Raw genomic sequence first — 26,590 nt, forward strand, 5'->3', positions numbered from 1 at the left:
TTCGTTTTCCTCTTGTTCTTCTTCTACCGAGCCCTGTAGTGCGAACTCAATGAACCTTGTGGCCGGAGGCCAGATGCATGACTTTTTCCTGGGTCGCTTCGCCACGATCGAGGATGCCCATCATTTCGCCTTCGTGCATGACCATGACCCGGTCACTCATGCCAAGCACTTCCGGCAGCTCCGAGGAAATCATGATGACCGCCATGCCTTCACTGGCCAGCAGGGAGATCAGGCGGTAGATTTCCACCTTGGCCCCCACGTCGATACCGCGTGTGGGTTCATCCAGAATCAGCACCCTGGGGTTGGTCATCAGCCAGCGCGCGAGCAGTGCCTTCTGCTGGTTACCGCCGGATAATGTATCGATGCACTGCTCCAGCGACGGCGTCTTGACCCGAAGCTTTTTACACATGTCTTCGCACAATGCGCGCAAGGCCTTCTGTTGCACGAAACCGTTACCGGCATAGTTGGCCAGCACGGCCATCTCCATGTTTTCCATCACCGACAGGCATGGAAACAGGCCGGTCAACTTGCGGTCTTCCGTGAGCAGCGCAAAACCCAGTTCGATGGCCTGATGTGGATCGCCGATGTGCACCGTCTTGCCATCGAAGCGCACCTCGCCGCTGTCGCTGGGGGTTATGCCAAACAGGGTCTCGGCCACGTTGGTGCGCCCGGAACCCATCAGCCCGGCAATGCCAAGCACCTCCCCGGCACGCAGGTCGAAGCTCACATCCTTGAAAATGCCGTTCAGGCTCAGCCGGTTGACGGACAGCAACACGTCGCCTGCCGGTTTCTCCCGCTCGGGGAACAGTTGGGTCAGTTCGCGGCCCACCATCATGGTGATCAGGCTGTCGCCGTCCATGCTGTCGGCGCGCTGCAGACCGATGTAGGCGCCGTCGCGAAACACCGCCACTTCGTCGGCGATTTCGAAGACTTCGTTCATCTTGTGGGTGATGTAAATGATGCCTTTGCCCTGGGCACGCAGGTCGCTGATGATCGAGAACAGGTGAGCGACTTCGGTTTCGGTGATCGCCGAGGTCGGTTCGTCCATGATCAGCACGTCCGAGTCGTATGACACGGCCTTGGCGATTTCCACCATCTGCCGCTCGGCAATGCTCAGCGTACCGACCAGTTCCTCGGGGTCGAGCTTGATGCGCAGGCGCTCCAGCAGTTCGGCAGTGCAGCGATGCATCTCGCGGTGATCGACCATGTGCAGGCCGTTGAGCTGCTCGCGACCGATCCAGATGTTCTCGGCAATGCTCATGAACGGCATCAGGTTCAGTTCCTGATGGATCATGGCGATGCCTGCCTGCAACGCTGAAAGAGGCGTATCGAAGCGGACCGGCTTGCCATGCAGACGGATTTCCCCCGAATCCGGCTGATAGATGCCCGCAATGATTTTCATCAGAGTCGATTTTCCGGCTCCGTTCTCGCCCATCAGCGCCAGCACGCTGCCAGGGCGAACGCGCAGTTGCACATCGTTGAGCGCAATGACGCCAGGGAAGCCCTTGCTGACATGGCTGATTTCCAGCAGATACGGGGCCTGGACATCAGGCGCCTCACCACCCCCGTCGCCGGACGGCAGATCGCGTTGCGCGGGCGGATTGGCAGTAGCAGAACCGAACATGATCACAACTCCTCAAGCGGCAGGCTGCGGGAGAGCATTTGCGGGCCCTCCCGGGCCTGGCGATCGTTGTTATTTGAAGGTGGCGACGTTTTCAGGGGTGATCAGGCGATAAGGAATGATGATCGCCTGGGGCTCGACCTTTTCCTTCCTGGCCAGTTTCACCGCGGCATCGATAGCCCCGTCGGCCTGCCCTTTCGCGTCCTGATAGACCGATACGGCCAGATCACCCTTGGTCACGGCGTTGAGCCCGTCCGGCGTACCGTCGACACCGGCGACGAAAATACTGCCTTTCGCGACGCCCGCCTGCTTCAGCGCCATCGCCGCGCCAATGGCCATTTCATCGTTGTTGGCCAGCACAGCGTTGAATTTGCGCCCTTGCGTGAGCCAGTCGTTGGTCAGGTCCATGCCCTTCTGGCGCAGCCAGGTACCAGTCTGCTCCTGGTCTATCTTGATGTCCGGGTACTTGGCCAAGACTTCCTTGATGCCCTTGGTGCGGTTTTGCGTGGAGTTGTTGGCCAGGTCGCCCAGGAGAATCATGACATTGCCCTTGTCTTTCATTTTGTCGGCGATGTATTGCGCCTGAAGTCGACCGGCTTCCATGTCATCCGACGTCACGGTGGCGACGCCTGCTGGCAGCTTCGGATCGTCCGGACGGCGGTTGACGTAGACCAGCGGGATACCGGCGGCGACCGCTTCCTTGGTGATCCGCGCGGTAGCCGCGGTGTCGACCGGATTGACGATCAGCGCGTCGACCTTCTTGTTGATCAGGTCCTTGACCTGATCGAGCTGTTTGTTGACGTCCGCGCGGGCATCGACGAATTGCAGGTCCACTTTCTCGGTCGTGGACATGACTTTGGCCTTGGCATTCATGTCGTCACGCAGGTAGGTCAGCCAGGTGTCATCGAACTGCGACATGGCCACACCGATCTTGATATCGGCCAAAGCTGCACCGCTGCCCAGCATCAGCGCCATCGCCAACGAGGTCAAAGCAATCTTGGTCTTCATGAGGATCTGTCTCCAAATTCTTGTTGTTGTGTGGATGCAGCGAATCAGCGTGACAGGCGGATCCCGGTAGCACCGGGAATGCAGAACAGTTGCGCATCCTTGTGGCGCACGCACAGGCCTTGGGCGACGACGGTGAGAAATCGCTCCAGGGTCCGGATCCAGAATGACGAGGTGGCAGAACGCTTGGCGGTGAGGCCAGAGGTAGGGGTTTTCATCGACAGTACCTATCTTTTGTTTTGTTTTTGTAGGGCTTGCTTCTCGTGATCTGAAAAACCTTCAAAACGCGAGTGATTCGATAGTCGGTAACCTGAAAACGACTCTATTGGAAAATATTTTCCAATTCAACTGATTTTAGAATTTTATTCCATTTCATTTTATTCGCTTACAGAGACGACAAAGCCCGACGCATGGCAGGCGTCAGGCTCTCTTCGCTAACGGGTGGCTGGATGCGCTGCAGCGCGCAATGGCTACAGCACCACAACGCGCCCTTCTCTGGCACTCAGGCGCGCGGCATCCATGATTTGCGCCGAGGCTATCGCATCATGCGGATTGACCGGATTACTGCCCTGCTCGTCAATAGCGCTTTGCAACTGGCGATAGAACTCCAGCCAGCAACCGCGCTCCGAGGGCACGCGCTCACGATGCTCGCCCTGCTCGAACCAGCCCCAGCGCCGATGCTCCTCGACACCCCAGCGCTCGCCCTCGGACTTTGGCGTGAGCCCGGCAAAGGCGGCCTCTTCCTGGCCGTCCAGCCCGTCGACGCTGTAACAACCCTTCGCCCCACTGACCCTGAAACGCGGCTTGGCACTGTTTTGCAGGCAACTGCCGGACAAGTGTGAAGTCACGCCGCAGGCATGGCGCAGGGAAACGAAGAACGTGTGGTCCAGTTCGTCGTGCGGCGCAGCGAATTGCAGTTCGGCATACACCCGTTCGACCGGGCCGAACAGCACCAGCGCCTGATCCACCAGATGACTGCCCAGGTCACGCAGCACACCTCCGCCGCTGGCCTTGCCGACAGACCGTGGCGAATAACGCTCGATGCTGGACTCGAACCGGCTGACCGCGCCCAGCGCCTCACTGTCGAGCAACTTGCGCACGGTGAGGAAGTCCGAATCCCAGCGGCGGTTCTGATAAACGCTGAGCAGTACGCCACGACGCTCGGCCGCGTCCACCAGCTCGCGCGCCTGCGCTGCATCACTGGCGAAGGGCTTGTCGCTGACCACCCCGACACCCAGTTCTATCGCTTCGAGGATCAACGCTCGGCGCGAGGCCAGCGGCGTGGAAATCACCACCACATCAACCCCGGCAGCGACCAGATCGGCCAGTGTGTCGAAGGTCGCCACGCCCGGATGGTCTGTGGCCACTTCCTGCTTACGCTCGGGTGAACGGGTGACCACCCCCACAAACGTGGCACCCGGCAAACTTGAAATCAGCGTCGCATGAAAGTAACGCCCGCCCTTTCCGTAGCCTACCAATCCTGCTCGCATGCATCCCTCCTTTATGTGTCGGGCGTCAGCCGTAGAAAGCCGGACGCATCGCCAGTGTGACAGGGACGATTGCCCCGCTGTTCTGCGCCAGAATACAGGCATCGGCGGACACGGCGGCGGCATAGCCATCCCAGGCGGAAGGCCCGAAGATCGTCCCGGCCTTCACTCCGTCGATGAAATCCTGCAGTTCAACGTCATAGGCGGCGATGAAACGGTCCTTCCAGTCCATCAGGATTTCGTTCGACAGCTTGGCTTCGCTGCGCAGCTGTACCTGTGACGGCTCGGGTAATCTGGCGGTGCCGCTCTCGCCCACCACTTCACACTGGATGTCGTAACCGTACTGACAGTTGACGAAGACCTCAACGTCGATGCGTGTACCGCGTGCCGTTTCCAGCATCACGATCTGCGGGTCTTTCATGTGTGCCAGGGCCTTGCTGGTCTTGCGCGGGAAGACTACCTGCACCGACACGTAGTCATCGTTGAGCAGCCAGCGCAGCACATTGAGTTCGTGAATCAGCGTGTCGGTGATGGCCATGTCGGTCTTGTAGTTCTCGCCCACACGCGGGTTGCGGTGCGCGCAATGCAGCATCAGCGGCTCACCTATCCGGCCGCTGTCGATAACTGCCTTGAGCGCGCGATAGCCTTGATCATAAGGGCGCATGAACCCCACCTGCACCAGACGCCTGCCACTGGCAATCTCGGCTTCGACAATGTGCCGGCAGCCTTCGGCAGTCACTGCCAGCGGCTTCTCGCAAAATACCGGCTTGCCCGCAGCGATGGCCGCCAGCACGTACTCTTCGTGACTGGGCCCCCAGGAGCAGACGAGTACAGCCTCGACGTCCGGCGCGGCGATCAGTGCGTGCCCGTCGGCATACACTTCGGCGCTGATGTCCAGCTCGCGCACGACCTTCGCTGCTTGTTCGAGATTGATGTCGGTGACAGCCACCACCTGACTGCCAACCAGCGTCTTGCTGCACCGCCGGATATGATCCTGACCGATTGCGCCTGTGCCGATCACGCCGAGTTTCAATGCCATGTTCATGTTCCTTTTTTTATTAGGTATTCCCGGGAAGGGAGTCATGGAGTCCGAACGAGAAAACGATCAGTACTGACGCGCCTTGGCCAGCTCGCGACTGAGCCTGTCGTACACCTGCGCCGTGGTGCCGGTGGTCGACACTTCGGCAACCCCGACACGCCACCAGGACAGGTAGTTGTGGATCATGGTCTTGGGCAGGACCTTGATGTCGATCAGCGTCGAGACTGTCTGCTGTTGCGCATCGGCCAGTGCGGCGCGCAGCTGCTCGGCGGTGCTGACCTTGTAGGTCTTGCAGCCGTAGGCGGCAGCGCTCATGGCGAAATCCACCGGCACAAAGTCGCCATCGAGCTTGCCGGTTTGCGGGTTACGGAACCGGAACTCGGTACCGAAGCTGTTCATGCCGTTGCCCATTTGCAGGTTGTTGATGCAGCCGAAGGTCATGTTGTCGAGCAACACCACATTGATCTTGCGCCGCTCCTGGATCGAGGTGGCCAGCTCCGAATGGAGCATCATGTAAGAGCCATCGCCGACCAGCGCAAAGACTTCGCGGTGCGGCGCTGCGAGTTTCACGCCCAGTGCGGCGTTGACCTCATAGCCCATGCATGAATAGCCGTATTCGACGTGATAGGTGTCGACCCCGGTGCTGCGCCAGGCGCGCTGCAGGTCACCCGGCAGGCTGCCTGCCGCCGCGACGATCACCGCGTCTTCAGGCACGCTATGATTGAGGATGCCCAGCACGCCACTCTGGGTCAGGCACGAACCGGTCAGCTCGATGAACTCGCGCAACACGGCCGGGTCTAGGTGATCGTTGATTTCCGGAACAAATTCCTCGCCCTGGTACTCGACCGCATACAGGCGGTCTACCTCGGCCTCCAGTTCGGCACGCGCGGTCTTTGGCGCATCGCCCCAGGCCGCGCGATAACCGCTGGCCTGCAGGCTTTCGCTCAAGGCCTGCAATGCCACCTGTGCATCGGCCAGCAACTGCACGCCGTCCAGCTTCTGCACATCGAAAGCGCCGACGTTGAGGTTGAGAAACTGCACATCCGGGTTCTGGAACAACCATTTCGACGCAGTGGTGAAATCGCTGTAGCGGGTGCCTACGCCGATGATCAGATCCGCTTCTTTTGCCAGCCGATTGGCTGCCAGCGTACCGGTTTCGCCGATGCCGCCCATGTTCAACGGGTGCGCCGAAACGATGGCGCTCTTGCCGGCCTGGGTTTCGGCGAACGGGATATCGAAGCGCTCGGCAAAGGCTTGCAAGGCATCGGCTGCACCTGAGTAACGCACCCCGCCGCCACAGATCAGCAGCGGCTTGCGCTTGCCGGCCAGCAGATGCAACGCGTCTTCGAGCATGGCCTGGCTCGGCGGGCGACGGTCGATGCGGTGCACGCGCTTTTGCAGGAAGCTGTCCGGGTAGTCGTAGGCTTCGGCCTGCACGTCCTGAGGCAGCGCCAGGGTGACGGCGCCCGTATCGGCCGAATCGGTCAATACGCGCATGGCATTGAGCGCCGCGCTCATCAACTGCTCGGGACGGTTGATGCGGTCCCAGTATTTGCTCACCGCCTTGAACGCATCGTTGGTGCTGATGCTCAGATCGTGGAACTGCTCGATCTGCTGCAGCACCGGATCGGGCTGGCGGCTGGCGTAGACATCACCCGGCAACAACAGCAGCGGGATGCGGTTGGCCGTGGCCGTTGCGGCAGCGGTGACCATGTTCGCCGCGCCAGGGCCGACCGATGAACTGCACGCGTAGATTTTGCGCCGCAGGTGCTGCTTGGCAAAACCGATGGCGGCGTGGCACATGCCCTGCTCGTTACGGCCCTGATGGACCACCAGGTCGCCGCTGTCCTGCTCCAGCGCCTGACCGAGACCCAATACGTTGCCATGCCCGAAAATGGTGAAGACACCCGCGACGAACTTGCTTTGTACGCCGTCGACTTCGACGTACTGGTTATCGAGAAACTTCACCAGGGCCTGGGCCATGGTCAGTCGGGTTGTACTCATGTTCACACCTTGTTGTTGTTTGAGGTGGAAAGTGTTGCGATGCGTTGCCGCGAATTATTTGGCAGTCGGCATACTGAACTCGGGGCCTTTGGCGATGCTGTCCGGCCAGCGCTGCATGACGCTTTTGTAGCGGCTGTAAAAACGTAGGCCTTCTTCGCCATAGGCATGGTGATCGCCAAACAGCGAACGCTTCCAGCCACCAAACGAATGCCAGGCCATGGGCACCGGGATCGGCACGTTAATGCCGACCATGCCGACCTTGATGCTGCGAGCGAATGCACGCGCCACGCCGCCATCGCTGGTGAAGCACGACACGCCATTGCCGAACTCGTGGGCATTGATCAGCGCCACGGCGCTGGCAAAATCCGCGACGTGGACGATGCCCAGCACCGGGCCGAAGATTTCTTCCTTGTAGATCTGCATCTGCGGCGTGACGTGGTCGAACAGCGTCGCGCCGACGAAAAAGCCCTGCTCGGCACCCGGCACCTTGAAGTTGCGCCCATCGACGAGCAACCTGGCGCCCTCTTTGACGCCCTGATCGATGAAACCCTCGACCTTGGCCTTGTGCACGGCGGTGACCAGCGGCCCCATGTCCGAATCGGCCTGCATGCCGTTGCCGACCTTGAGCTGGTCGATGCGCGGCAGCAGCTTGTCGATGAGGCGCTGGCCGACATCGCCAACCACCACGGCAATCGAGATCGCCATGCAGCGCTCCCCTGCCGAGCCATAAGCCGCCCCGATCAAGGCGTCGGCGGCCTGATCCAGATCAGCGTCGGGCATCACGATCATATGGTTCTTGGCCCCGCCCAGCGCCTGCACGCGCTTGCCGTGGGCAGTGCCTTGCTGATGGATGTATTCAGCGATCGGGGTCGAGCCTACAAAGGAAATAGCCTCGATGTCAGGGTGCTGCAGCAATGCATCGACCGCTACCTTGTCACCCTGCACCACATTGAAGACGCCGTCGGGCAGACCGGCTTCCTTGAGCAGACGCGCCATCAGCAGGCTGGCCGACGGATCGCGTTCGGAGGGTTTGAGGATGAAGCAGTTGCCGGTCACCAACGCCATGGGAATCATCCACAAGGGCACCATGACCGGAAAGTTGAACGGCGTGACCCCGGCGCAGACGCCCAGTGGCTGACGCAGGTTCCAGTTATCTATACCGCCGCCGATGTTGTCGCTGAAATCGCTCTTCAACAGGCTGGGAGCACCGCAGGCAAATTCGACGATCTCGATACCGCGCACCACCTCGCCGCGTGCGTCGGACAACACCTTGCCGTGCTCGCGGCAAATGATCTGCGCGAGTTCATCGTGGTGCTGGTCCAGCAGCTCCTTGAACTTGAACATCACCCGCGCCCGGCGCAACGAGGACTGCTCGGCCCAGGCCGGAAACGCAGCTTTGGCCGCCGCAACCGCTTCATCCACGGTCTTCACGCTGGCCAGCGCAACACGCGCCTGGACCGTGCCGATTGCCGGGTTGAAGACCTCGGTGTAACGCTCACCTTCGCCATTGCTCAGGTGTCCGTTGATGTAGTGGCCGATCACCGGTGACTCGTTCATCTCATGCCTCCAGAACAAAAATGGGAAATCAGAGATCCAGCAGCCAGCTGTGCTGCGGATCGTTGTGGAACTGCCAGGCGCGCGTCGGACCGGCCATTACGTTCAGGTACCAGGATTCATAGCCATAAGGGACGGAGACCGGGTGGTAGCCCTTGGGCACGGTCACCAGATCGTTGTTTTCCACGGCCATGGCCTGATCGATGCTGCGGTCGTCGGTGTAGACCCGCTGAAAAACGAAGCCCTGCGGCGGGTTGACCTGGTGGTAGTAGGTTTCTTCGAGGAAGCTCTCGTGCGGCAGGTTGTCCCGGTCATGCTTGTGCGGCGGGTAACTGGAGGAATGCCCGGAAGGTGTACGCACCTCGACCACCAGCAGCGAATGCGCCGCTTCGCTGTCCGGCAATATGTCGCACACATAACGGGTATTGGCGCCCTTGCCGCGTACGCTGCGCTTCATGCTGCCCGGCATGATCAAGCGTGCCGGAAAATGTTTGCCAGCATCGCCCGGCGCCGTGCATACGGCAAGCTGCACCGCGCCGCGCGCGACAAATTGCGCCTGGCTATGCGGCGGCAGGTAGACCGCGAATGGCGATTTCTCTTCGAACACCGATTGCCGGTCGCCGATGTTTTCCCAGTTGAAAACGCCCTGCCCCGGCGCTTCACCACTGACGCTGGCGTGCCCGGTCAGCAGGACCACGCACAGCTCGTTTTCTCCTGCGCTCAGTGGCAAGGTTTCTCCGGACTCCAGGCGGTAGGCGGCGAAGTTCACGTATTCCAGCGAACCGGGTGCCAGCGCTACGACGTCGCGGCCAGTGGATTTGCTCTTGGTCAGCAGATTCATGCTTGAGTCCTCCTTATCGTGCATCGGCCAGCAGCTGGCGCAACGTGTCATAGCCCTTTTTGGCATAGACATAGCTCGGCGCTACGGCGGGGTCCTGTTCGGCCTCGACCACCAGCCAGCCGCTGTAATCGGCCTGCAGCAAGACCTTGAGCAGCGCCGAGAAGTCGATGTCGCCGTCGCCCGGCACCGTGAAGGTGCCGTTGATGATGCAGTCCGGAAAGCTCCACAGATTGTTGCGCGCCAGTTGCACCACCGGCTTGCGCACGTCCTTGAAATGCACATGGCAGATGCGCTGGATGTGCTTGCTCAACACCTGAAGAGGTTCACCACCGCCCATGTAGCAATGCCCGGAATCGAACAGCAGTCCGACTTCCTCGCCGGTCAGCGCCATCAGCCGGTCGATATCCTGCGGCGACTCGACGTAGGCGCCCATGTGATGGTGATACGCCAGGCGCACGCCCCGGGACAGGGTAAAACGCGCCAGCTCGGTCAGTTTTTCGGCGTATTCATGCCAGGCGGCATCGGTGTGAAAACGCGGTCGTTCGACCAGCGGAATACGCTGCCCCTGAATCGAGTCGGCCACTTCGCCATACACCAGCACCGAAGCGCCATTTTCGGCGAGCAGTTGCACATGCGCAGTAATGGCTTCGATTTCCTCGGCCACCGAACGCCGCGCCAGGCGGCTGGAGTACCAGCCGGACACCAGCGCCAGATCATGGGGCCGCAATACATCGCCGACGCCCTTGGCATCTTTCGGAAACTTGCCGTTGAGCTCGAAGCCTTCATAGCCAATGGCTTTGCCTTCGCTCAGCGCCGTGCTCAGCGGGGTTTCTCCGCCAAGGGCCGGCAAATCATCGTTGCTCCAGGAGATCGGATTGATGCCGATGCGGATCCTGGGTGTGGAAGTCGAAACGGGCATGGCTGCACCTTTTTTGTTGTTATCGCGACGTTGTTGTCGTGACGTCGAAACCCGGAACCGATCAGGCGCGGCTTTCACGCCAGGACTCGATCAACCAGTTGAAGGTGCTCTGCACCCGACTGATCAGTGTCGCATCGTCTATTTCGCCGGCCATCCAGGCCCGGCTTGGCTCACGGAATATTGTCCGGCCGACGGCAAAGCCCTGGCAGACGCGGCTGTGGCGTGCTTCGGCAAAGCCGGCGCCGAGCTCTTCGACAGGCGCATTGAGCCCGAGCAGCACCACGCCGCGGCAATACGGATCGCGTTGCTGGATCAGTTCGTCCAGTTGCTGCCAGACCTGCGCGCTCTGCGCCTCGATCTTCCACCACGCCGGGTAGATGCCCAGGTTGTACAAGCGCTTCAGCGAGCGAAGCATCACGTCCGGGTGAGGCGACGGGTGATCCTTGGGCGGGATGATTTCCAGCAGCAACTCATGGCCGCTGACTTTCGAAGCGTCGTAGAGCGCCTTGATCTGCGCTTCCTGCTCCAGGCGCAACATCGGCTCGTCATCGGGGTGATATTGCACCAGGCACTTGATGATCTGCTCTTGCGGCCAGGCGAGCAGATTGCTGCCGATGGAGCGACCGTGCTCGAAGGCCAGCGGCCTTGAACCCTGTACTTCCACGGGACGCGCTACCCACCAGCCGCGACCGGTCGCCGCGTTGAGTGAATCCTGACCGAAGCGCTGGTCGGCAAGCAGACCGACATCGGCTTCGATGCCGCGCTTGCGCAGGTCGGCTTCGACCCGCTCGACCGCCTGCACGAACAGCTGCTTGAGCTGGCTGATGCTGCGAAGATCACGCCCGGCCTGTTGCGCCAGTTCGACCAACTGGCCGCGATGATCGAAGGCAAAGATGAACAACTGTCGCCACTGCTTGCGCGGCACGCTGACCTGATGCAGCCGTTGCAGGGCGACATCCTGATCAGGGCGAGTAATGGGTTCTGGGCTGTTGAACAGGTAATCGAGTTCGGCCGGGGTCGGCATGGCGGGCGCACAGGCGTGCCGCGACACCACCAGCCCGCCACAGGCATTGGCCAGCTGGCAGCAGTGTTCGTCGCTGGCCTCCTTGAGCCAGCCGCTGAGAAAACCGGACATGAACGCATCGCCCGCACCGAGCACGTTGAGCACTTCGACCTGCACGCCGGGGTAGATGGCGCCCTCCTCCAGCCGCGCAGGAATGGCCCCGTGAATCACCGTGCAGCCTTGCGGGCCGAGCTTGACTACCAGCGTTGCGGCCGTCAGTTCACGCACCTTGCGCAGGGCAGCGAGCAAATCGGTCGAACCGCCGGCAATCTGGAATTCTTCTTCAGTGCCGACGATCAGGTCGAAACGCGGCAGGATGCGCTGCACATGCTGGCTGACCTTCTGATCGGCAACGAACCGGGTCTCGCCATCGGCCTTGCCTGCCAGCCCCCAGAGCACCGGGCGGTAGTCGATATCCAGCACGCGTTTGACGTCATGCTTCTCGGCATAGTCGAGCGCCTGGCTGCTGGCCTTGAACACCTGATCAGTGGAGAAATGCGTGCCGGTGATCAGCAGCGCCTTGCTCGAGGCAATCTGCTGCTCGTCGATGTCCTCGGCGCGCAGGGCCATGTCAGCGCAGTTTTCACGGTAGAACACCAGAGGGAAGGTTTCACGATCCTTCAGCCCCAGCAGCACCATCGCCGTCAGGCGCTCGGGGTCGCGCTTGATCGCACTGACATCACAGCCTTCGCGGGCCAGGGATTCGACCAGAAAGCGACCCATGTGGTCGTCGCCGACCCTGCTGAGCATGGCTGACCTGAGCCCGAGCCTGGCCGTGCCGAAGGCAATATTGGCCGACGAGCCGCCCAGGTACTTGGCGAAACTGGAAACGTCTTCGAGTCGCGCCCCCACTTGTTGCGCATAAAGGTCGACGCCCAGGCGTCCGAGGCAAATCAGATCCAACTGACGCCCAGTGGCAAAGCGTGTCTGGCCCATGGTGGCTCCTGTTATTTTTATCAGCCTGCAGCGCTTGCATCATGTGTACACGCTGCTTTGTGAATGCAGCGTAAAACGTCAAGACACATCAATCAATATTTTTTCTATAATTATTTTTAGTGGAATATTTTTTCCATACAGCCACTCAAGTGCTGGCACACTGCGCAGGCGGGTAGGATATAGTCGTCGTTCCTGCCCCAAGGCAGCCTCCACCGTCAGGCCCACAACGGTCGTGCTGTGCACGCCGTTGCCCTGAAAAAGAACAAGCAGAAAGGATTTGAATATGACCAGCGCCGATCAGCCCACTCTGCCCGGGACGAGCGTCGACATGCCGCCGAACAGTGCCGAAGGCTTGTTGCGGCTGATCACTGATGAATACGAGGGACTGCCGCGCCAGCTCAAACGGATTGCCAGCTATATGAGCCAGCAGAGCGACCGGATCATGGTTGACCGGATCAGTGACATCGCCCGCGAGTGCGAAGTCCACCCTTCGGCCATCGTGCGATTTTCCCAGCGCTTCGGCTTCAGCGGTTTCAGCGAGATGCAGGCGTTGTTTCGCGAGGCTTATACGCACAAGACCACGCCGGTGCAGAATTACCAGCAGCGTATCCGCAGCCTGATCGCCAACAAGTCACAGAAGGCCAATGCAGGCGATCTGGCACGCGAATGCGTCAGCGCCACCCTCTCCGGCCTGGAACGCCTGAGTGTCGAGCTGGATGACGATGAATTCGAAAAAGCCGTGGACCTGGTGGTCAACGCCGACAACATCTATGTGGTGGGCGTGCGCCGCTCGTTCGCGGTGGCTGATTATCTGGTCTACAACCTGCAACACACCAACAAGCGCATTCACCTGATCTCCGGCCTGGGGGGCAGCTATCGCGAGCAAATGCGCAGCGTGCGCGCCAATGACCTGGTGATTGCCATCAGCTTCACGCCCTATGGCAAGGAGACCCAGCACTGCCTGCGCATCGCCCAGCACCATCAGGCCAAGACGCTGATCATCACCGACAGCAACCTGTCGCCGCTGGCCAAGCGCGCCAACTCGGTGTTGCTGGTCAACGAGGGCAGTTCGTTCGCCTTCCGCTCGCTGAGCGCCACGCTATGCCTGTGCCAGGCGCTGTTCATTGCCGTGGCGTATCGCCTGGAACTCAAGGTCGATGAAATACACGAGCAGGTCGGCTTTGATGACTGAGGGCTGAGCCCTCAGGATTTGGCTTCCTCGCCCATGCGCTGCTGGTTCTTCTCGCCCATCTTCTTCGCGCGTTTTTCCAGGACCAGATACACCACCAGTGCCAGCAGCAACGGCAGCAGGAAGTAGATCGCGCGGTAGCCGATCAACGCTGCGAGCAGGCTGCCCTTGGAGAACTGGTGGGCCAGCAAGGTGATGAACACGGTCTCGAGCACGCCGAGGCCCGCTGGAATGTGAGTAATCACCCCGGCGATGCTGCTGATCAGCAACACACCGAGAATCGCCGGATAAAACGCCTTGTCCGGCAGCAGGGTGTAAATTACCGCAGCCATCAACGACCAGTTCAGCGCGCCCAGACTGGCCTGCATCAAGGCCTGCTTCATCGACGGCAGATTGAATTCCTGATCACGGATGGTCCATGAGCGTTTCTTCGAAAACCGGCAGGCCAACAGGTAGGCGAAACACACGGCCAACAGTCCGAAACCAATCAGTTGCAGGGTTGTGGTGCCGATCGACCACTCTTTGGGCAACTCCAGAAAGCGCATCGAAAACACAAAACCGGCCAGCAGCATGTAGCCCAGCCAGTTGGTAATCAGGCTCAGGCTGAGAATCCGCGTGATGGTCGAAACGTCCAGCCCGAGTCGCGAATACAGGCGGTAACGCAAGGCGATGCCGCCGACCCAGGAACTGAGATTGAGGTTGAACGCATAGCAGACAAACGTCACCGGCACGATCTGCTTGATCGACAACGTGTGCCGGGTGTAATAACGCGCCAACACGTCAAAGCCACAGTAGGTCGCGTAGCTGGCAAAAGCCACCGCCGCCGCGATGGCCAAGGTGCTGGCCTTGTAGGACGCCAACGCCTGTTTCACCTCTTGCCAGTCAAGCTTCTTGACCAGCATAAACAGCAGAACCGGGACGGCGATGAAGAAAAACAGATTGAACGCCCGCTTTGCCCACTTCCACTTGGTTCCCTGCGCACTGTGCGGCGCTGCCTGCGTGGCTTGGGTCATAGGGTTTTCTCCTGGTCCATCGGATGGTTGTTCTGCTGCTGTTCGATTACTTTCGCTTCGGGCACTACATCACCGGCACGCAGGGGCTTGAGGCGCACTCCGTGAACCGGGAACAAACCGGCAATGGCCGGGAAACGGCGCAGAAAAAAGAAACTCAATACGATCATCGGCGCACGCCACCACTGGCCACGCGCCGCCCCCTTGAGGCTCATCTGCTTGCTGTGCGCAGCGGCAAGCTCCATCAGATGGCTCTGCAGATGCTCATTGAGCGCGCGATCACGAATGAACAGGTTGGCTTCCAGGTTCAGCGCGAGGCTCAGCGGGTCGAGATTGCTGGAGCCCACGGTGGACCAGTCCTGGTCGATCAGCGCGACCTTGCCGTGCAATGCACGTTGCTTGTATTCGTGAATCGCCACGCCATCGCGCAGCAGGTAGGTGTAAGTCAGTCGCGAGCAGACCCGCACGAACGGCATGTCGGGCTGACCTTGCAGAATCAGGGTGACCTTGACGCCCCGCCGTGAGGCATTGCGCAGCTCACGCAGAAAGCGGTAGCTGGGGTAAAAATACGCATTGGCCAGGGTGATGCGTTGCTTCGCAGCACGAATCGCCTCCAGGTACTGCTCTTCGATATCGGTGCTGTGCTCGTCATTGTCACGCTCGGCGAGCAGCATGCTGGCGTCACCGGCGCGGTCCAGCTTGAGTGCCACGGGCGGCAACTTTTCACGAACGACCTTGCTGAGCATATTCAACGCGCTGTGGTGAATATCGCCAACAATCGGTCCGCGGACCAGAACGGCGTAGTCCTGTTTGGCCGTCACCCCGGTGTCGGTCATATGATCGACGCTGTAGTTGATGCCGCCGATGAAACCCAGTTCGCCGTCGATCACCACCACCTTGCGGTGCAGACGGCGAAACAGGTTGGTGCGCATGCCCATGAACCGCGGGCGCGGATCGAACAGCTGGATCTGGATACCGGCGTCGATCATGGTTTTGACAAACGTCGAACTCAGGTCCGAAGTGCCATAGTCATCCACCGTGACGACCACCTTAGCGCCATTCGCGGCGGCTTCGAGCAACGCCTGTTGCAGACTCTCGCCGATCCGGTCTTCAAAAATGATGAAGGTTTCGATCAGCACCTCTTTGCGCGCGGCACGTATGCACTCGAATACCCGGGCGTAGAAATCCTCGCCATTGATCAGCAACTCTACCGAGTTGCCGTCACGCCACTGCCCTGTCGTATTGCTCATAAGGTCAACTCCACCGCCAGCGGTGCATGATCGGAAAGGTGGGACCACGGTCGGCTGGACAACACTTTCGGCCGGTGCGACGTTGCATTGCGGACATAGATCCGGTCCAGGCAGAGCAAGGGCCAACGGGCCGGAAAGCTTTTGGCCGGTGCGCCAAAGCGCTCGACGAAAACCTCATGCAGCCCACTGCCCTGCAGCGATGCATCGGCGCGCTGGCGCCAGTCATTGAAGTCACCGGCAACGATGACCGGCTCGCCCTCGGGAATACGTGCCATCAGCTCGTTAAGCAATTTGAGCTGCTGACGCCGATGACTTTCACGCAGCCCGAGGTGCACACAGACCGCATGCACCTGGCCTGCGTGTGGCACCTCGAGGATGCAGTGCAACAAGCCGCGCTGCTCGGTGCCATGAATGGAAATATCGAGGTTTTCATGCTGGATGATCGGGTACTTGGACAGCAACGCATTGCCATGATCGCCATCCGGGTACACCGCGTTGCGGCCGTAGGCAAAATCACTCCACATGCTGTCGGCCAGAAACTCGTACTGCGAAATCGTCGGCCAGTCCTTGACCCTGCGCGCGTGGCTCTGGTGTTCGCCGTGCACTTCCTGAAGAAACACGATATCGGCCGATACCGTGCGCACAGCTTCACGCAACTCCGGCAGAATGAAGCGGCGATTGAAAATGCCAAAGCCCATGTGCATGTTCATGGTCAGTACATTCAATGAAACACTGGCGGACACTGGTGTCGCTGGGCCGACAGGCGGATTGGCACTGGTCAAGACTTGCTCCCGGGTGAATATTCACGGCATATGAAGCCACCCGTGGGCACAGGTTCCGTCGCGTATTTCACGTGCTGTGTATTTGCCATATTTAGTGGCCGGAGAGGCACGTGAAAAAAATCAGGCCAACATGAAACGCAGGCGCCCGATCAACAGCCTAAGCTGTCTACCAGCCCTGCAAAAAAAGAGACAAGGAATCCAACCGTGGATGCATCGACTTCTCAACGCTACACCGCCCGGGCCAGATGGCTGCACTGGGTCATGGCCATTCTGATCGTGCTGGCCTATACCCTGATTCTGAGCCGCACTCAGTTCAGCAAGGGCTCGGAATACCGCTTGCTGGTCGTGCAGAGCCATTACTGGGTCGGCATTGTTATTCTGATCATGGCGTTCTTCCGTGCCGCCGAGCGTCGACGTCATCGTCCACCCGGCATTACACCGCCGCTTGAAGGGGCGTTGCGCATCGTCGCAACCCTGACCCATTACGCGCTGTATGCATTCCTGTTTGCCCAGCCGTTACTGGGCCTGCTGACAGTGATGGTGGAAAAAGGCGCACTGCCCATCCCCCTCACCGACCTGCAGATTCCCTGGCCGCTGGCCACCTCGGACCACCTGGCCGAAACGTTCGAAGACGTGCACAAGTTGCTGGGCTCGATCTTCTACTATGTCATCGGCCTGCATGTGATCGCTGCGCTCTGGCATCACCTGGTGCGCAAGGACAATACCCTCAAGCGCATGCTGTAACTCAGGACGCCGACAGGACCCGGGCAAGCGTGGCTTTCACCTTGCCCATCCCGTCGTGCAGGGCCTGTTCGATTTCCGCCATGGTAATGACGGTCGTCGATTTGCCCGCTGCCGGATTGACCACCAGCGCCAGGCAGGCGTATTCAAGCTCCAGTTCACGCGCCAGCGCGGCTTCGGGCATGCCAGTCATGCCAACGATGTCGCAACCATCACGTTCCAGGCGAATGATTTCGGCAACAGTCTCCAGACGCGGTCCCTGGGTGCAGGCATAGACGCCCCGATCGGAGAACGCGCATCCCTCGGCCGCCAACGCCGCAATCAGCCGGGCGCGCAGCGGTTCGCTGTACGGATAGCTGAAGTCGATGTGCGTGACCGCTTCCAGGTCATCGGCAAAAAACGTGTGCTGACGACCGCTGCTGTAGTCGACCAGATCATGCGGCACACAGAAATGCCCGGTGCCCATGGCCGGATGAATGCCACCGACTGCGTTGACCGCAAGAATCGCTTCGGCCCCCGCCTGCTTGAGCGCCCAGATATTGGCCCGGTAGTTGACCTGATGCGGCGGCAAGCGGTGCGGGTGGCCGTGGCGCGCCAGAAACATCACTTCGCGACCGGCATAGTCGCCGATCTGGATTTCGCCGGACGGTGCACCATAAGGGGTGTTCATTGGCAGGGATTGCCGAATGTTCAGGCCCTCAAGCTGGGTCAGGCCAGTACCGCCAATAATCGCGTAAACAGTCATTGCAAATCCTTAATCGATCAGTTGAGCAGCGCGCAGAGCCTGGAGCGCGGCCTGCCAGCGTGGGTGTTGCCGGTAGTCGGTGCTGGCAGAGGCCTGACCGCGCATACGCGCGATACGTGGCGAAGGCTTGACCTTCAGACGCTGCGCAGCGCCCAGCGCAAGCTCTGCGGCCGCGCGGTCGTTACACACCAGGCCCATGTCGCATCCGGCTGTCAGCGCCGCCTCGATACGGCTGGCCGCATCACCGACGACATGAGCGCCGGCCATCGATAGGTCGTCGCTGAAAATAACACCGTCAAATTGCAGTTCGTCGCGCAGAATGTCCTGCAGCCAGCGCCTTGAAAAACCGGCAGGCTGCGAATCGACCTTCGGGTAGATGACATGCGCTGGCATCACTGCAGCCAGCTGCTGACTCAGACGAGCAAACGGCACCAGATCACTGGCGCGAATCTCTTCCAGGCTACGCTCGTCATTCGGGATAGCCACATGAGAATCGGCTTCAGCCCAGCCGTGGCCGGGGAAATGCTTGCCGGTGGCAGCCATGCCCGCAGCGTTCATCCCACAAATGAACGCCCCTGCCAGCAACGCCGCGCGCTGCGGATCGCCTTCGAACGAACGCGTGCCGACCACAGCGCTGTGCTGATAGTCGAGGTCCAGCACCGGAGCGAAGCTCAGGTCCAGTCCGACCGCCAGCACTTCGGTCGCCATCAGCCAGCCACACTGTTCAGCCAGAAGCTCGGCGTCAGGCTTGTCGGCGATGGCGCGCATCGGCGGCAGGCGCACGAAGCCCTCACGCAGGCGCTGCACCCTGCCGCCCTCCTGATCGACGGCCAGCAGCAGGTCCGGGCGCACGGCACGAATCGCGGCGCTCAACTCACGAACCTGACGGGGATGCTCGATGTTTCGGGCAAAGATGATCAAACCGCCCACTTCGGGCTGACGCAAAAACTGACGGTCTTCGCTGGTCAGCCAGGTGCCGGCGACATCGACCATCAGGGAGCCTTGCAGGCCAGAACTCATAGAAAAACCCTTACATACCAGTGCTCGTTCACAATCCGGGCATGGTGCTTGATCCTGAAGCCCGACGCAATCCGACACGCCGGTGCAGCTTGATTCAGGCAGAGGCTGACTCAATACAGAGGCTTCAGGCCTTGGCGACCGCAGGTGTGCTGGTGCTGCTCTTGGTCCGCGGCCTGAGCTGGGCGGCGATCATCGCAGGGTCGCTGACCCCGGTGTCGGCGCGCATGCCGGCGGCCAGAAACGGCACCATCAGGCGCATGACCTGCTCGATGGAAGTATTGACGCCGAAATCGGTCTCGGCAATGGCGCGCAACGCCTTGATGCCGGACATGCTGAACGCCGCAGCGCCGAGCATGAAGTGCACGCGCCAGAACAGCTCGATGGGCGGAATGCGCGGCGCGGCTTCGTTGACCAGCGTCATGTAGCGACGGAACACCTTGCCGTACATGTCTTCGAGGTAGCGGCGCAGGTGGCCCTGGCTCTGACTGAAGGCAAGCCCCAGCAGGCGCATGAAGATCGACAGGTCGTTACCGCTGCGCGGCTGCACCACAAGCGCCTGCTCGACGAGAATCTCCAGCAGTTCCTCAAGGCTTGGCTTGTGTTCGGGTTTTGCCTGGCGACGTTCCAGCTCGCGATCGAGACTGATGCAGAACGGTCCCAGAAAACGCGAGAACACGGCCTGAATCAACGCCTTCTTCGAGCCGAAGTGATAATTCACTGCAGCCAGATTGACCGACGCCTTGCTGGTGATAAGACGCAAGGACGTTTCGGCAAAGCCTTTCTCTGCAAATAATTGCTCTGCAGCATCAAGAATGCGTTCAACGGTTTCCGACTGGGCCATGGCTCTCTGCCTAACAAACGAACGTTTGAAACATACGTATCAAACGCCTCGGTTGTCAAGTCGGCCCGTTCATTTTGTGGCCGAACAGTCACGATAGTGGATGTTAAATGACAAACCTCAGGTATTGCCGAGGTTTTTGACGGGAGGCGCTGCGTGGGTTGGCCACCGCTCGGCAGCGAAAATGAAATGGATGATTGCCAACGCGCCTTCACTGTATATAATCCCAGTCACTGTATAAAAAGCCAGAGCGCCCCTCATGATCAAACTGACGCCACGCCAGGCTGAAATCCTGGGTTTCATCAAACGCTGCCTGGAAGACAACGGGTTCCCGCCGACACGTGCGGAAATCGCTCAGGAGCTGGGCTTCAAATCGCCCAACGCGGCGGAAGAGCACCTCAAGGCACTGGCGCGCAAAGGCGCCATCGAAATGACCCCGGGTGCTTCACGCGGCATTCGCATCCCCGGCTTCGAAGCGCGGCCGGATGACAGCAGCCTGCCGGTCATTGGCCGCGTTGCAGCAGGTGCACCGATCCTGGCTCAGCAACACATCGAAGAGTCCTGCAACATCAACCCTTCCTTCTTCCACCCGAGCGCCAACTACCTGTTGCGCGTTCATGGCATGAGCATGAAAGACGTCGGCATTCTGGATGGCGATCTGCTCGCCGTGCACACCACGCGCGAGGCCCGCAACGGCCAGATCGTGGTTGCCCGGATAGGCGATGAAGTGACCGTCAAGCGTTTCAAGCGTGAAGGCAGCAAGGTCTGGCTGCTGGCGGAAAACCCTGATTTCGCACCCATCGAGGTCGATCTCAAGGATCAGGAACTGGTGATCGAAGGTTTGAGCGTCGGCGTCATTCGCCGCTAAGGAGACGTTATGCAGTTCCATCAAGCACCGCAATCGCAATTGCCGCTGTTCGAGGCGTTTCTGGCTCAGCCCATCGCCCCGCTGCTCACAGATGCAGTCGAAACGCCGTGGGGCGATGAACCAGAGCCCTTCAGTGAACTGTCATTGCGCGGTGCCGCCGGGAACTGCCTCAACCTTCTGGCGCCCATCCTTCGGGAACTGAGCGAGGAACTGGATGCGCGCTGGCTGACACTGATCGCCCCGCCATCCAGCCTGACGCAGACATGGCTACGCGATGCCGGACTGAACAGGGAGCGGATTCTTCTTCTGCAGCCACGCGGTACGCAAAGCGTACTGGAGCTGACTCGCGAAGCACTTCGACTGGGCCGTAGCCATACGGTGGTGAGCTGGATCAACCCGCTGGGCGCCATAGCGCGCCAGCAATTGATCAGTGCAGCAAAAATCGGGGAAGCGCAAAGCCTGAACATCCGGCTGGGCTGAGGCCCAGTCCTCGATCAGTGCAGAACGTGAGGCACATCATCCTTTTCGACTTCGCCTTCAGCCAGGCGGCCAGCCATCTGCACACCCACACTCAACATGGCTTTGGCGACCTCGACATGCTGACCTTGCATGAACGCTTTGGCATCCGCAGAAAAATCAAGCGTTACCAGAGAACCCTCGTCATCGGCACGACGCAGCTCGATACGTCCGTCAGGTAGTTCGACAATTTCCAGGAAAGAGGTAGGCATTGGTACAGTTACTCCGCGATAAGCCGGCATTGTAACAGCCTGCCAGCCCTTACTTCATTGGTTTTCAGCACTCGCTCAGGCCTTCACGAAAACGGATGGCCAACCCTTTGAGTTGTTGACGCCAATTTTCAAGCTCTGCACGTGAGAGTTCAGACTCCGGCTCGGCGTCCAGGTTCACTGCCTGTATCATCGGCTGCGTGACATCACCCTTGAGCTTTTTCGGCGCACGCGGTGGTTCATACAAGGCATTATAGGCCGCCAGCAATTGCGCAAGCCATGTCTGGCGATTCTGGGCGAGTTCTACCAGCTCGGCCATTTCGGGAATGGCGATGGCGTTCAGCACTTCCTGCGTCAACAATTCTTCCGCACGGCGCGCACCGGCCTGCGGCAGACGGTAATAGCCGGCGATCTCGTGACACAGGCCCAGCAGCGCACCATACAGATGAAACAGCGCGGATTCGCGCTCTGCCTGCAACAACGCAGGAGAGTTCACCGCCTGCCCCTTCTCCGCCCTGCCCAACGCTTCGAGCGAGAGCCCTGCGAAATAGATTTTCTGGTTGGTACGGGTATAGAGCTCATGAGCCATGGCGACACTCTCCATAACGATGGGATAGAGAACAGCATAGCCTGCGGCGCCTGGACACTCCGGCGAAACAGGCGAACGCCTATCGAAAACAGCGCCCGGCTCACGTGAGCCGGGCGCTTGCGATCAACGCTTGTCTTCAACCTTCCATGCGCTGCCGTCGTAGAACGCACGCCAGCCGGTAGGCTTGCCTTCTACTTCGGTCTGGACGTATTGCTCTTTGGTCTTGCGGCTGTAGCGGATCACTGCTGGACGACCGTCCGGATCCTTCTTCGGCGCTTCGCAAAGGAAGTGATACTTGGGATCGATTTCGTCCTTGTGCGGAGCGATTTCGATGACCAGCGGTGCGCGGGTTTCGCGATTCTTCGGGAACTGGCTGGCGGCCAGGAACAGGCCCGAAGCCCCATCACGCAGGATGTAGGTATCGTCAACCTTGTCGCACTTGAGCTCCGGCATTTTCACCGGGTCCATCTTCGGCGGCGCCGCGTCACCGCTCTTCAGCAGTTTACGGGTGTTCTTGCAGTCCGGGTTGGTGCAGCCGAAGAACTTGCCGAAACGGCCGGTCTTGAGCTGCATCTCGCTGCCACACTTGTCACATTCCAGGCTCGGACCTTCATAGCCTTTGATGCGGTAAGTGCCTTCCTCGATCTCGTAACCCGTGCAATCAGGGTTATTGCCGCAGATATGCAGCTTGTGCTTCTCGTCCAGCAGGTAGGCGTCCATCGCCGTGCTGCAGATCGGGCAGCGATGCTTGCCGCGCAGAACCCGCGACTCGGACTCACCCTCATCATCGTCGGCAATTTCGTCGCCAGGAGTCAGATTGACGGTCGCCTTGCAGCGTTCCTTGGGTGGCAGGCTGTAGCCGGAGCACCCCAGGAAAACGCCCGTCGAGGCGGTACGGATCTGCATTGGACGACCGCACACCTTGCACGGGATATCGGTCATCACCGGCTGGTTGGCGCGCATGCCGCCATCGGCAGCCTCGGCCACGTCGAGCTTTTTGCGGAAATCGCCGTAGAACTCGTCCAGCACGTTTTTCCAGTCGCGCTCACCCTGGGCCACGTCGTCGAGGTTCTCTTCCATCCCCGCGGTAAAGCCATAGTCCATCAGATTGGAAAAGCTTTCGGACAGACGTCCGGTGACGATGTCGCCCATCTTTTCCGAGTAGAAGCGGCGGTTATGCAACGCCACGTAGCCACGGTCCTGGATGGTCGAAATGATTGCTGCATAAGTCGACGGACGGCCGATGCCACGTTTTTCCATCTCCTTGACCAGGCTCGCTTCCGAGTAACGCGCAGGCGGCTTGGTGAAGTGCTGGCTCGGGTCGATCTTGTTCAGTTTCAGGGTCTCGCCCTGCGCCATGTCCGGCAGAACATCGTCATCGCCAGGCTTGGCCATCTGCGGCAGCGCACGGGTATAACCGTCGAATTTCAGGATGCGGCCCTTGGCACGCAGCTCGAAATCGCTAGCGGCGACCGTGACGGTGGTCGACAGGTATTGCGCAGGCAGCATCTGGCAGGCCACGAACTGACGCCAGATCAACTCGTAAAGCCGCTCGGCGTCACGCTCCATCCCGGTCAGTTTGCTCGGGTGAGTGTTGACGTCGGAAGGACGAATCGCTTCGTGCGCTTCTTGCGCGCCTTCCTTGCTGCTGTAGACGTTAGGCGACTCCGGCAGGTACTTCTTGCCGAATTCGGTTTCGATGTAGTCACGCGCCATGCTGACGGCATCAGCCGACAGGTTGGTCGAGTCGGTACGCATGTAAGTGATGTAGCCCGCTTCGTACAAGCGCTGAGCCATCATCATGGTCTTCTTCACGCCGAATCCCAGACGATTGCTCGCCGCCTGCTGCAGGGTCGAGGTGATGAACGGCGCCGATGGCTTGCTGCTGGTCGGCTTGTCTTCACGCTTGACGATGCTGTAGCTGGACGCCTTGAGCTTTTCAAGGGCAGCCATGGCCTGGGTTTCATTCAGCGGCTTGAACGCTTCGCCGTTTTCACGCGCCACTTCGAAACGCACATTGGCGCCCTTGGCGGTGCCCAGATCGGCGTGGATCTCCCAGTATTCCTCAGGGTTGAACGCACGGATTTCACGTTCGCGTTCGACCACCAGTTTTACTGCGACCGACTGCACACGTCCGGCGGACAAGCCGCGGGCGACCTTCTGCCAGAGCAGTGGCGAGACCATGTAGCCAACGACGCGGTCGAGGAAGCGACGCGCCTGCTGGGCGTTGACCCGGGCAATATCCAGTTCGCCTGGCTTGGAAAACGCTTCCTGAATGGCTTTCTTGGTGATTTCGTTGAACACCACGCGCTTGTAACGGCTGTCATCCCCACCGATGGCTTCGCGCAGGTGCCAGGCGATGGCTTCCCCTTCGCGGTCCAAGTCCGTCGCGAGATAGATGATGTCGGCATCCTTGGCGAGCTTGCGCAGCTCTTCAATGACCTTTTCCTTGCCGGGGAGGATCTCGTACTTGGCTTTCCAGCCGTGTTCCGGATCGACTCCCATGCGCGAGACCAGCTGGCGTTGCGCCTTTTCTTTCGGCGTCAGTACCGGGCCTTCGCCCGCAGCAGCCTTGCCACGCTTGGCGGCAGGATCTTTGGCGGCACTCGCCGAACCGCTGGTGGGCAGGTCTCGGATATGGCCGATACTCGACTTCACCACGTACTGGTTGCCCAAATACTTGTTGATGGTCTTGGCCTTAGCCGGGGATTCCACGATGACCAGCGATTTGCCCATGGATCAGAAAATTCCTGAATACTAGATGAAAGACAGTGAGGAGCTTGTAAAGGCCACGCTATATATAGTGGCTACAAGGTGAGGTCAAGCACAGCCTGTTGTGCAATCGCCTCTCACGTTCGGGAAAACAGGCTGGGTTCAGCCTCAACCAGAGCAAAGCGCGGGACGTGCTCGCCGTCAACCTCGACCGACTCCAGAAACATGCTCAAGGGACGTACCCACATGCCGAAATCGCCGTACAAAGCCTGATAAAACACGACTTCCTCTTCGGTTTCGGAATGTTTTGCAACGCTGAAAACCCGATAGTGCGGGCCCTTGTAATGGCGATAGAGCCCTGGTTGCAGTTGCATGTCGCGGTCCCCTTGTAACACGTCCAAAAAATTTGCCTGAAACCATTTTTTCAAAAAACAAAAGCCGGGGCACCAAGCCCCGGCTCGCATCACACTCGGGAATCAGACGCGTTCGAAAACGGTCGCGATGCCCTGACCCAGACCAATACACATGGTCGACACACCGAAGGTGCCGCCATTTTGCTTCATGACATTGAGCAAAGTGCCGGAGATGCGTGCACCGGAACACCCGAAAGGATGCCCAAGAGCGATGGCGCCGCCGTGCAGGTTAACCTTCTCGTTCATCTTGTCGAGCACTTTCAAATCTTTCAACACCGGCAAGGCCTGTGCAGCGAAGGCTTCGTTGAGCTCGAAGAAGTCGATATCGGCAATACTCAGGCCGGCGCGCTTGAGCGCTTTCTGGGTGGCCGGAACCGGACCATAGCCCATGATTGCGGGGTCGACACCGGCCACTGCCATCGAACGGATCACCGCCAGCGGCTGGATACCGAGGTCCTGGGCACGCTGGGCCGACATGACGATCATGCACGACGCACCGTCAGTGATCTGCGAGGACGTACCGGCAGTCACGGTGCCACCTTTTGGATTGAAGGCAGGCTTGAGTGCCGCCAGACTTTCCAGAGTGGTGTCCGGACGGATGGTTTCATCGTAGTCGAAGACCTTGAGGAAACCGTTCTCGTCATAGCCCTGCATCGGGATGATTTCGTCCTTGAACTTGCCTTCCAGCGTCGCCTTGTGCGCCAGCTGGTGGGAACGCAGACCGAACGCGTCCTGCTGCTCGCGGGTGATGCCGTGCATTTTTCCGAGCATTTCGGCGGTCAGGCCCATCATGCCGGAGGCCTTGGCAGCGTGCAGGGACATGTGCGGGTTCGGGTCAACACCATGCATCATGCTGACATGACCCATGTGCTCGACACCGCCGATGACGAACACATCACCGTTGTTGGTCATGATTGCCTGAGCAGCCGTGTGCAGCGCGCTCATGGACGAACCACAAAGACGGCTTACCGTCTGGGCGGCCGAGGTGTGCGGGATCTGGGTCAGCAATGACGCCATGCGCGCGATGTTCCAGCCCTGCTCCAGGGTCTGGTTGACGCAGCCCCAGATCACGTCCTCGACTTCAGCCGGGTCGACCTTGTTGTTGCGCTCGAGCAATTTGCTGATCAGGTGCGCGGACATATCTTCGGCGCGGGTGTTGCGGTGCATGCCGCCCTTGGAGCGGCCCATCGGGGTGCGACCGAAGTCGACAATCACGACGTCTCTTGGATTAAGGCTCAT

General features: G+C 60.0%; 25 protein-coding genes. 4 read left to right on the forward strand and 21 right to left on the reverse strand.

Translation table 11 applies throughout. The annotated features are described in order from the left end of the window. Positions 1-46 precede the first annotated feature (46 nt). From P406_RS20340 to P406_RS20380, 10 genes are all read right to left on the reverse strand, one after another. A complete protein-coding gene (locus tag P406_RS20340) occupies positions 47-1,624 on the reverse strand; it encodes a sugar ABC transporter ATP-binding protein (RefSeq protein WP_046237175.1) in 1,578 nt (525 codons plus the stop codon). Between the two features lie 69 nt (positions 1,625-1,693). Next, complete coding sequence (locus P406_RS20345) at positions 1,694-2,629, reverse strand: sugar ABC transporter substrate-binding protein (protein WP_046237176.1); 936 nt, start codon at positions 2,627-2,629, stop codon at positions 1,694-1,696. A gap of 44 nt (positions 2,630-2,673) precedes the next feature. After that, entirely contained in the window at positions 2,674-2,844 is a 171-nt protein-coding gene (locus P406_RS29070) for a hypothetical protein (protein WP_154284836.1), read from the reverse strand. 252 nt (positions 2,845-3,096) lie between these two features. Beyond that, positions 3,097-4,116 (reverse strand): Gfo/Idh/MocA family protein, encoded by a 1,020-nt coding sequence (locus tag P406_RS20350; protein WP_046237177.1) that lies wholly within the window; start codon positions 4,114-4,116, stop codon positions 3,097-3,099. A 25-nt stretch (positions 4,117-4,141) separates the two neighbouring features. Further along, on the reverse strand, positions 4,142-5,152 hold the full coding sequence (iolG, locus tag P406_RS20355) for a bifunctional inositol 2-dehydrogenase/D-chiro-inositol 1-dehydrogenase (protein ID WP_046237178.1): 1,011 nt from the start codon (positions 5,150-5,152) through the stop codon (positions 4,142-4,144). 66 nt (positions 5,153-5,218) lie between these two features. After that, a complete protein-coding gene (iolD, locus tag P406_RS20360; protein WP_046237179.1) occupies positions 5,219-7,156 on the reverse strand; it encodes a 3D-(3,5/4)-trihydroxycyclohexane-1,2-dione acylhydrolase (decyclizing) in 1,938 nt (645 codons plus the stop codon). A gap of 54 nt (positions 7,157-7,210) precedes the next feature. After that, positions 7,211-8,713: a CoA-acylating methylmalonate-semialdehyde dehydrogenase gene (locus tag P406_RS20365; protein ID WP_046237180.1), complete on the reverse strand. Its 1,503-nt coding sequence runs from the start codon at positions 8,711-8,713 to the stop codon at positions 7,211-7,213. Positions 8,714-8,741: 28 nt separating this feature from the next. Continuing rightward, positions 8,742-9,551: a 5-deoxy-glucuronate isomerase gene (gene iolB, locus P406_RS20370; RefSeq protein ID WP_046237181.1), complete on the reverse strand. Its 810-nt coding sequence runs from the start codon at positions 9,549-9,551 to the stop codon at positions 8,742-8,744. Between the two features lie 13 nt (positions 9,552-9,564). Then, the gene (iolE, locus tag P406_RS20375; RefSeq protein ID WP_046237182.1) at positions 9,565-10,470 is read right to left on the reverse strand and encodes a myo-inosose-2 dehydratase; all 906 of its coding nucleotides are present in this window, start codon (positions 10,468-10,470) and stop codon (positions 9,565-9,567) included. A gap of 61 nt (positions 10,471-10,531) precedes the next feature. Then, a complete protein-coding gene (locus P406_RS20380; protein ID WP_046237183.1) occupies positions 10,532-12,469 on the reverse strand; it encodes a bifunctional 5-dehydro-2-deoxygluconokinase/5-dehydro-2-deoxyphosphogluconate aldolase in 1,938 nt (645 codons plus the stop codon). A gap of 283 nt (positions 12,470-12,752) precedes the next feature. On the opposite strand from P406_RS20380, the gene P406_RS20385 reads away from it, so the two are divergent. Continuing rightward, entirely contained in the window at positions 12,753-13,661 is a 909-nt protein-coding gene (locus P406_RS20385) for a MurR/RpiR family transcriptional regulator (protein WP_003315787.1), read from the forward strand. 11 nt (positions 13,662-13,672) lie between these two features. Here the strand turns inward: P406_RS20385 and P406_RS20390 are convergent, their stop codons facing one another. The 3 genes from P406_RS20390 to P406_RS20400 are packed head-to-tail and all read right to left on the reverse strand — an operon-like array spanning position 13,673 to position 16,700. After that, positions 13,673-14,671 carry a lysylphosphatidylglycerol synthase domain-containing protein gene (locus P406_RS20390; protein ID WP_046237184.1) on the reverse strand — a complete coding sequence of 333 codons (999 nt, stop codon included), beginning with the start codon at positions 14,669-14,671 and terminating at the stop codon, positions 13,673-13,675. Then, positions 14,668-15,918 carry a cardiolipin synthase ClsB gene (clsB, locus tag P406_RS20395; RefSeq protein WP_046237185.1) on the reverse strand — a complete coding sequence of 417 codons (1,251 nt, stop codon included), beginning with the start codon at positions 15,916-15,918 and terminating at the stop codon, positions 14,668-14,670. The genes P406_RS20390 and clsB overlap by 4 nt, the downstream gene beginning before the upstream one ends. Further along, positions 15,915-16,700 carry an endonuclease/exonuclease/phosphatase family protein gene (locus P406_RS20400; protein WP_046237186.1) on the reverse strand — a complete coding sequence of 262 codons (786 nt, stop codon included), beginning with the start codon at positions 16,698-16,700 and terminating at the stop codon, positions 15,915-15,917. Before P406_RS20400 ends, clsB begins: the two co-directional genes overlap by 4 nt. A gap of 204 nt (positions 16,701-16,904) precedes the next feature. On the opposite strand from P406_RS20400, the gene P406_RS20405 reads away from it, so the two are divergent. Further along, positions 16,905-17,444 (forward strand): cytochrome b, encoded by a 540-nt coding sequence (locus tag P406_RS20405; protein WP_003412145.1) that lies wholly within the window; start codon positions 16,905-16,907, stop codon positions 17,442-17,444. Between the two features lies 1 nt (position 17,445). Here P406_RS20405 and P406_RS20410 read toward each other — a convergent pair whose 3' ends face one another. From P406_RS20410 to psrA, 3 genes are all read right to left on the reverse strand, one after another. Beyond that, on the reverse strand, positions 17,446-18,186 hold the full coding sequence (locus P406_RS20410) for an S-methyl-5'-thioinosine phosphorylase (protein WP_046237187.1): 741 nt from the start codon (positions 18,184-18,186) through the stop codon (positions 17,446-17,448). A 9-nt stretch (positions 18,187-18,195) separates the two neighbouring features. Then, a complete protein-coding gene (gene nagZ, locus P406_RS20415; protein ID WP_046237188.1) occupies positions 18,196-19,206 on the reverse strand; it encodes a beta-N-acetylhexosaminidase in 1,011 nt (336 codons plus the stop codon). A 124-nt stretch (positions 19,207-19,330) separates the two neighbouring features. Then, positions 19,331-20,047 (reverse strand): transcriptional regulator PsrA, encoded by a 717-nt coding sequence (gene psrA, locus P406_RS20420; RefSeq protein WP_003403692.1) that lies wholly within the window; start codon positions 20,045-20,047, stop codon positions 19,331-19,333. A gap of 256 nt (positions 20,048-20,303) precedes the next feature. Between psrA and lexA the strand changes: the two genes are divergently transcribed. Both lexA and sulA read left to right on the forward strand, forming a co-directional pair. Next, positions 20,304-20,912, forward strand: a complete 609-nt coding sequence (lexA, locus tag P406_RS20425) for a transcriptional repressor LexA (protein ID WP_003315796.1) — start codon at positions 20,304-20,306, stop codon at positions 20,910-20,912. A 9-nt stretch (positions 20,913-20,921) separates the two neighbouring features. Continuing rightward, positions 20,922-21,392, forward strand: a complete 471-nt coding sequence (sulA, locus tag P406_RS20430) for an SOS-induced cell division inhibitor SulA (RefSeq protein WP_046237189.1) — start codon at positions 20,922-20,924, stop codon at positions 21,390-21,392. A 14-nt stretch (positions 21,393-21,406) separates the two neighbouring features. Here sulA and P406_RS20435 read toward each other — a convergent pair whose 3' ends face one another. The 5 genes from P406_RS20435 to fadA all read right to left on the reverse strand — a co-directional run bounded on the left by P406_RS20435 (position 21,407) and on the right by fadA (position 26,590). Next, on the reverse strand, positions 21,407-21,640 hold the full coding sequence (locus tag P406_RS20435; RefSeq protein ID WP_002554102.1) for a hypothetical protein: 234 nt from the start codon (positions 21,638-21,640) through the stop codon (positions 21,407-21,409). Between the two features lie 64 nt (positions 21,641-21,704). Then, positions 21,705-22,226, reverse strand: coding sequence for a DUF6586 family protein (locus P406_RS20440; protein WP_046237190.1), 522 nt, complete (start codon positions 22,224-22,226; stop codon positions 21,705-21,707). 123 nt (positions 22,227-22,349) lie between these two features. Next, the gene (topA, locus tag P406_RS20445; protein WP_003417673.1) at positions 22,350-24,962 is read right to left on the reverse strand and encodes a type I DNA topoisomerase; all 2,613 of its coding nucleotides are present in this window, start codon (positions 24,960-24,962) and stop codon (positions 22,350-22,352) included. A gap of 113 nt (positions 24,963-25,075) precedes the next feature. Further along, entirely contained in the window at positions 25,076-25,312 is a 237-nt protein-coding gene (locus tag P406_RS20450) for a DUF1653 domain-containing protein (protein ID WP_003315802.1), read from the reverse strand. A 102-nt stretch (positions 25,313-25,414) separates the two neighbouring features. After that, positions 25,415-26,590, reverse strand: a complete 1,176-nt coding sequence (gene fadA / locus P406_RS20455) for an acetyl-CoA C-acyltransferase FadA (RefSeq protein WP_003417674.1) — start codon at positions 26,588-26,590, stop codon at positions 25,415-25,417.

It is taken from the genome of Pseudomonas syringae pv. coryli str. NCPPB 4273 (assembly GCF_000972175.1).
GTDB lineage: Bacteria > Pseudomonadota > Gammaproteobacteria > Pseudomonadales > Pseudomonadaceae > Aquipseudomonas > Aquipseudomonas syringae.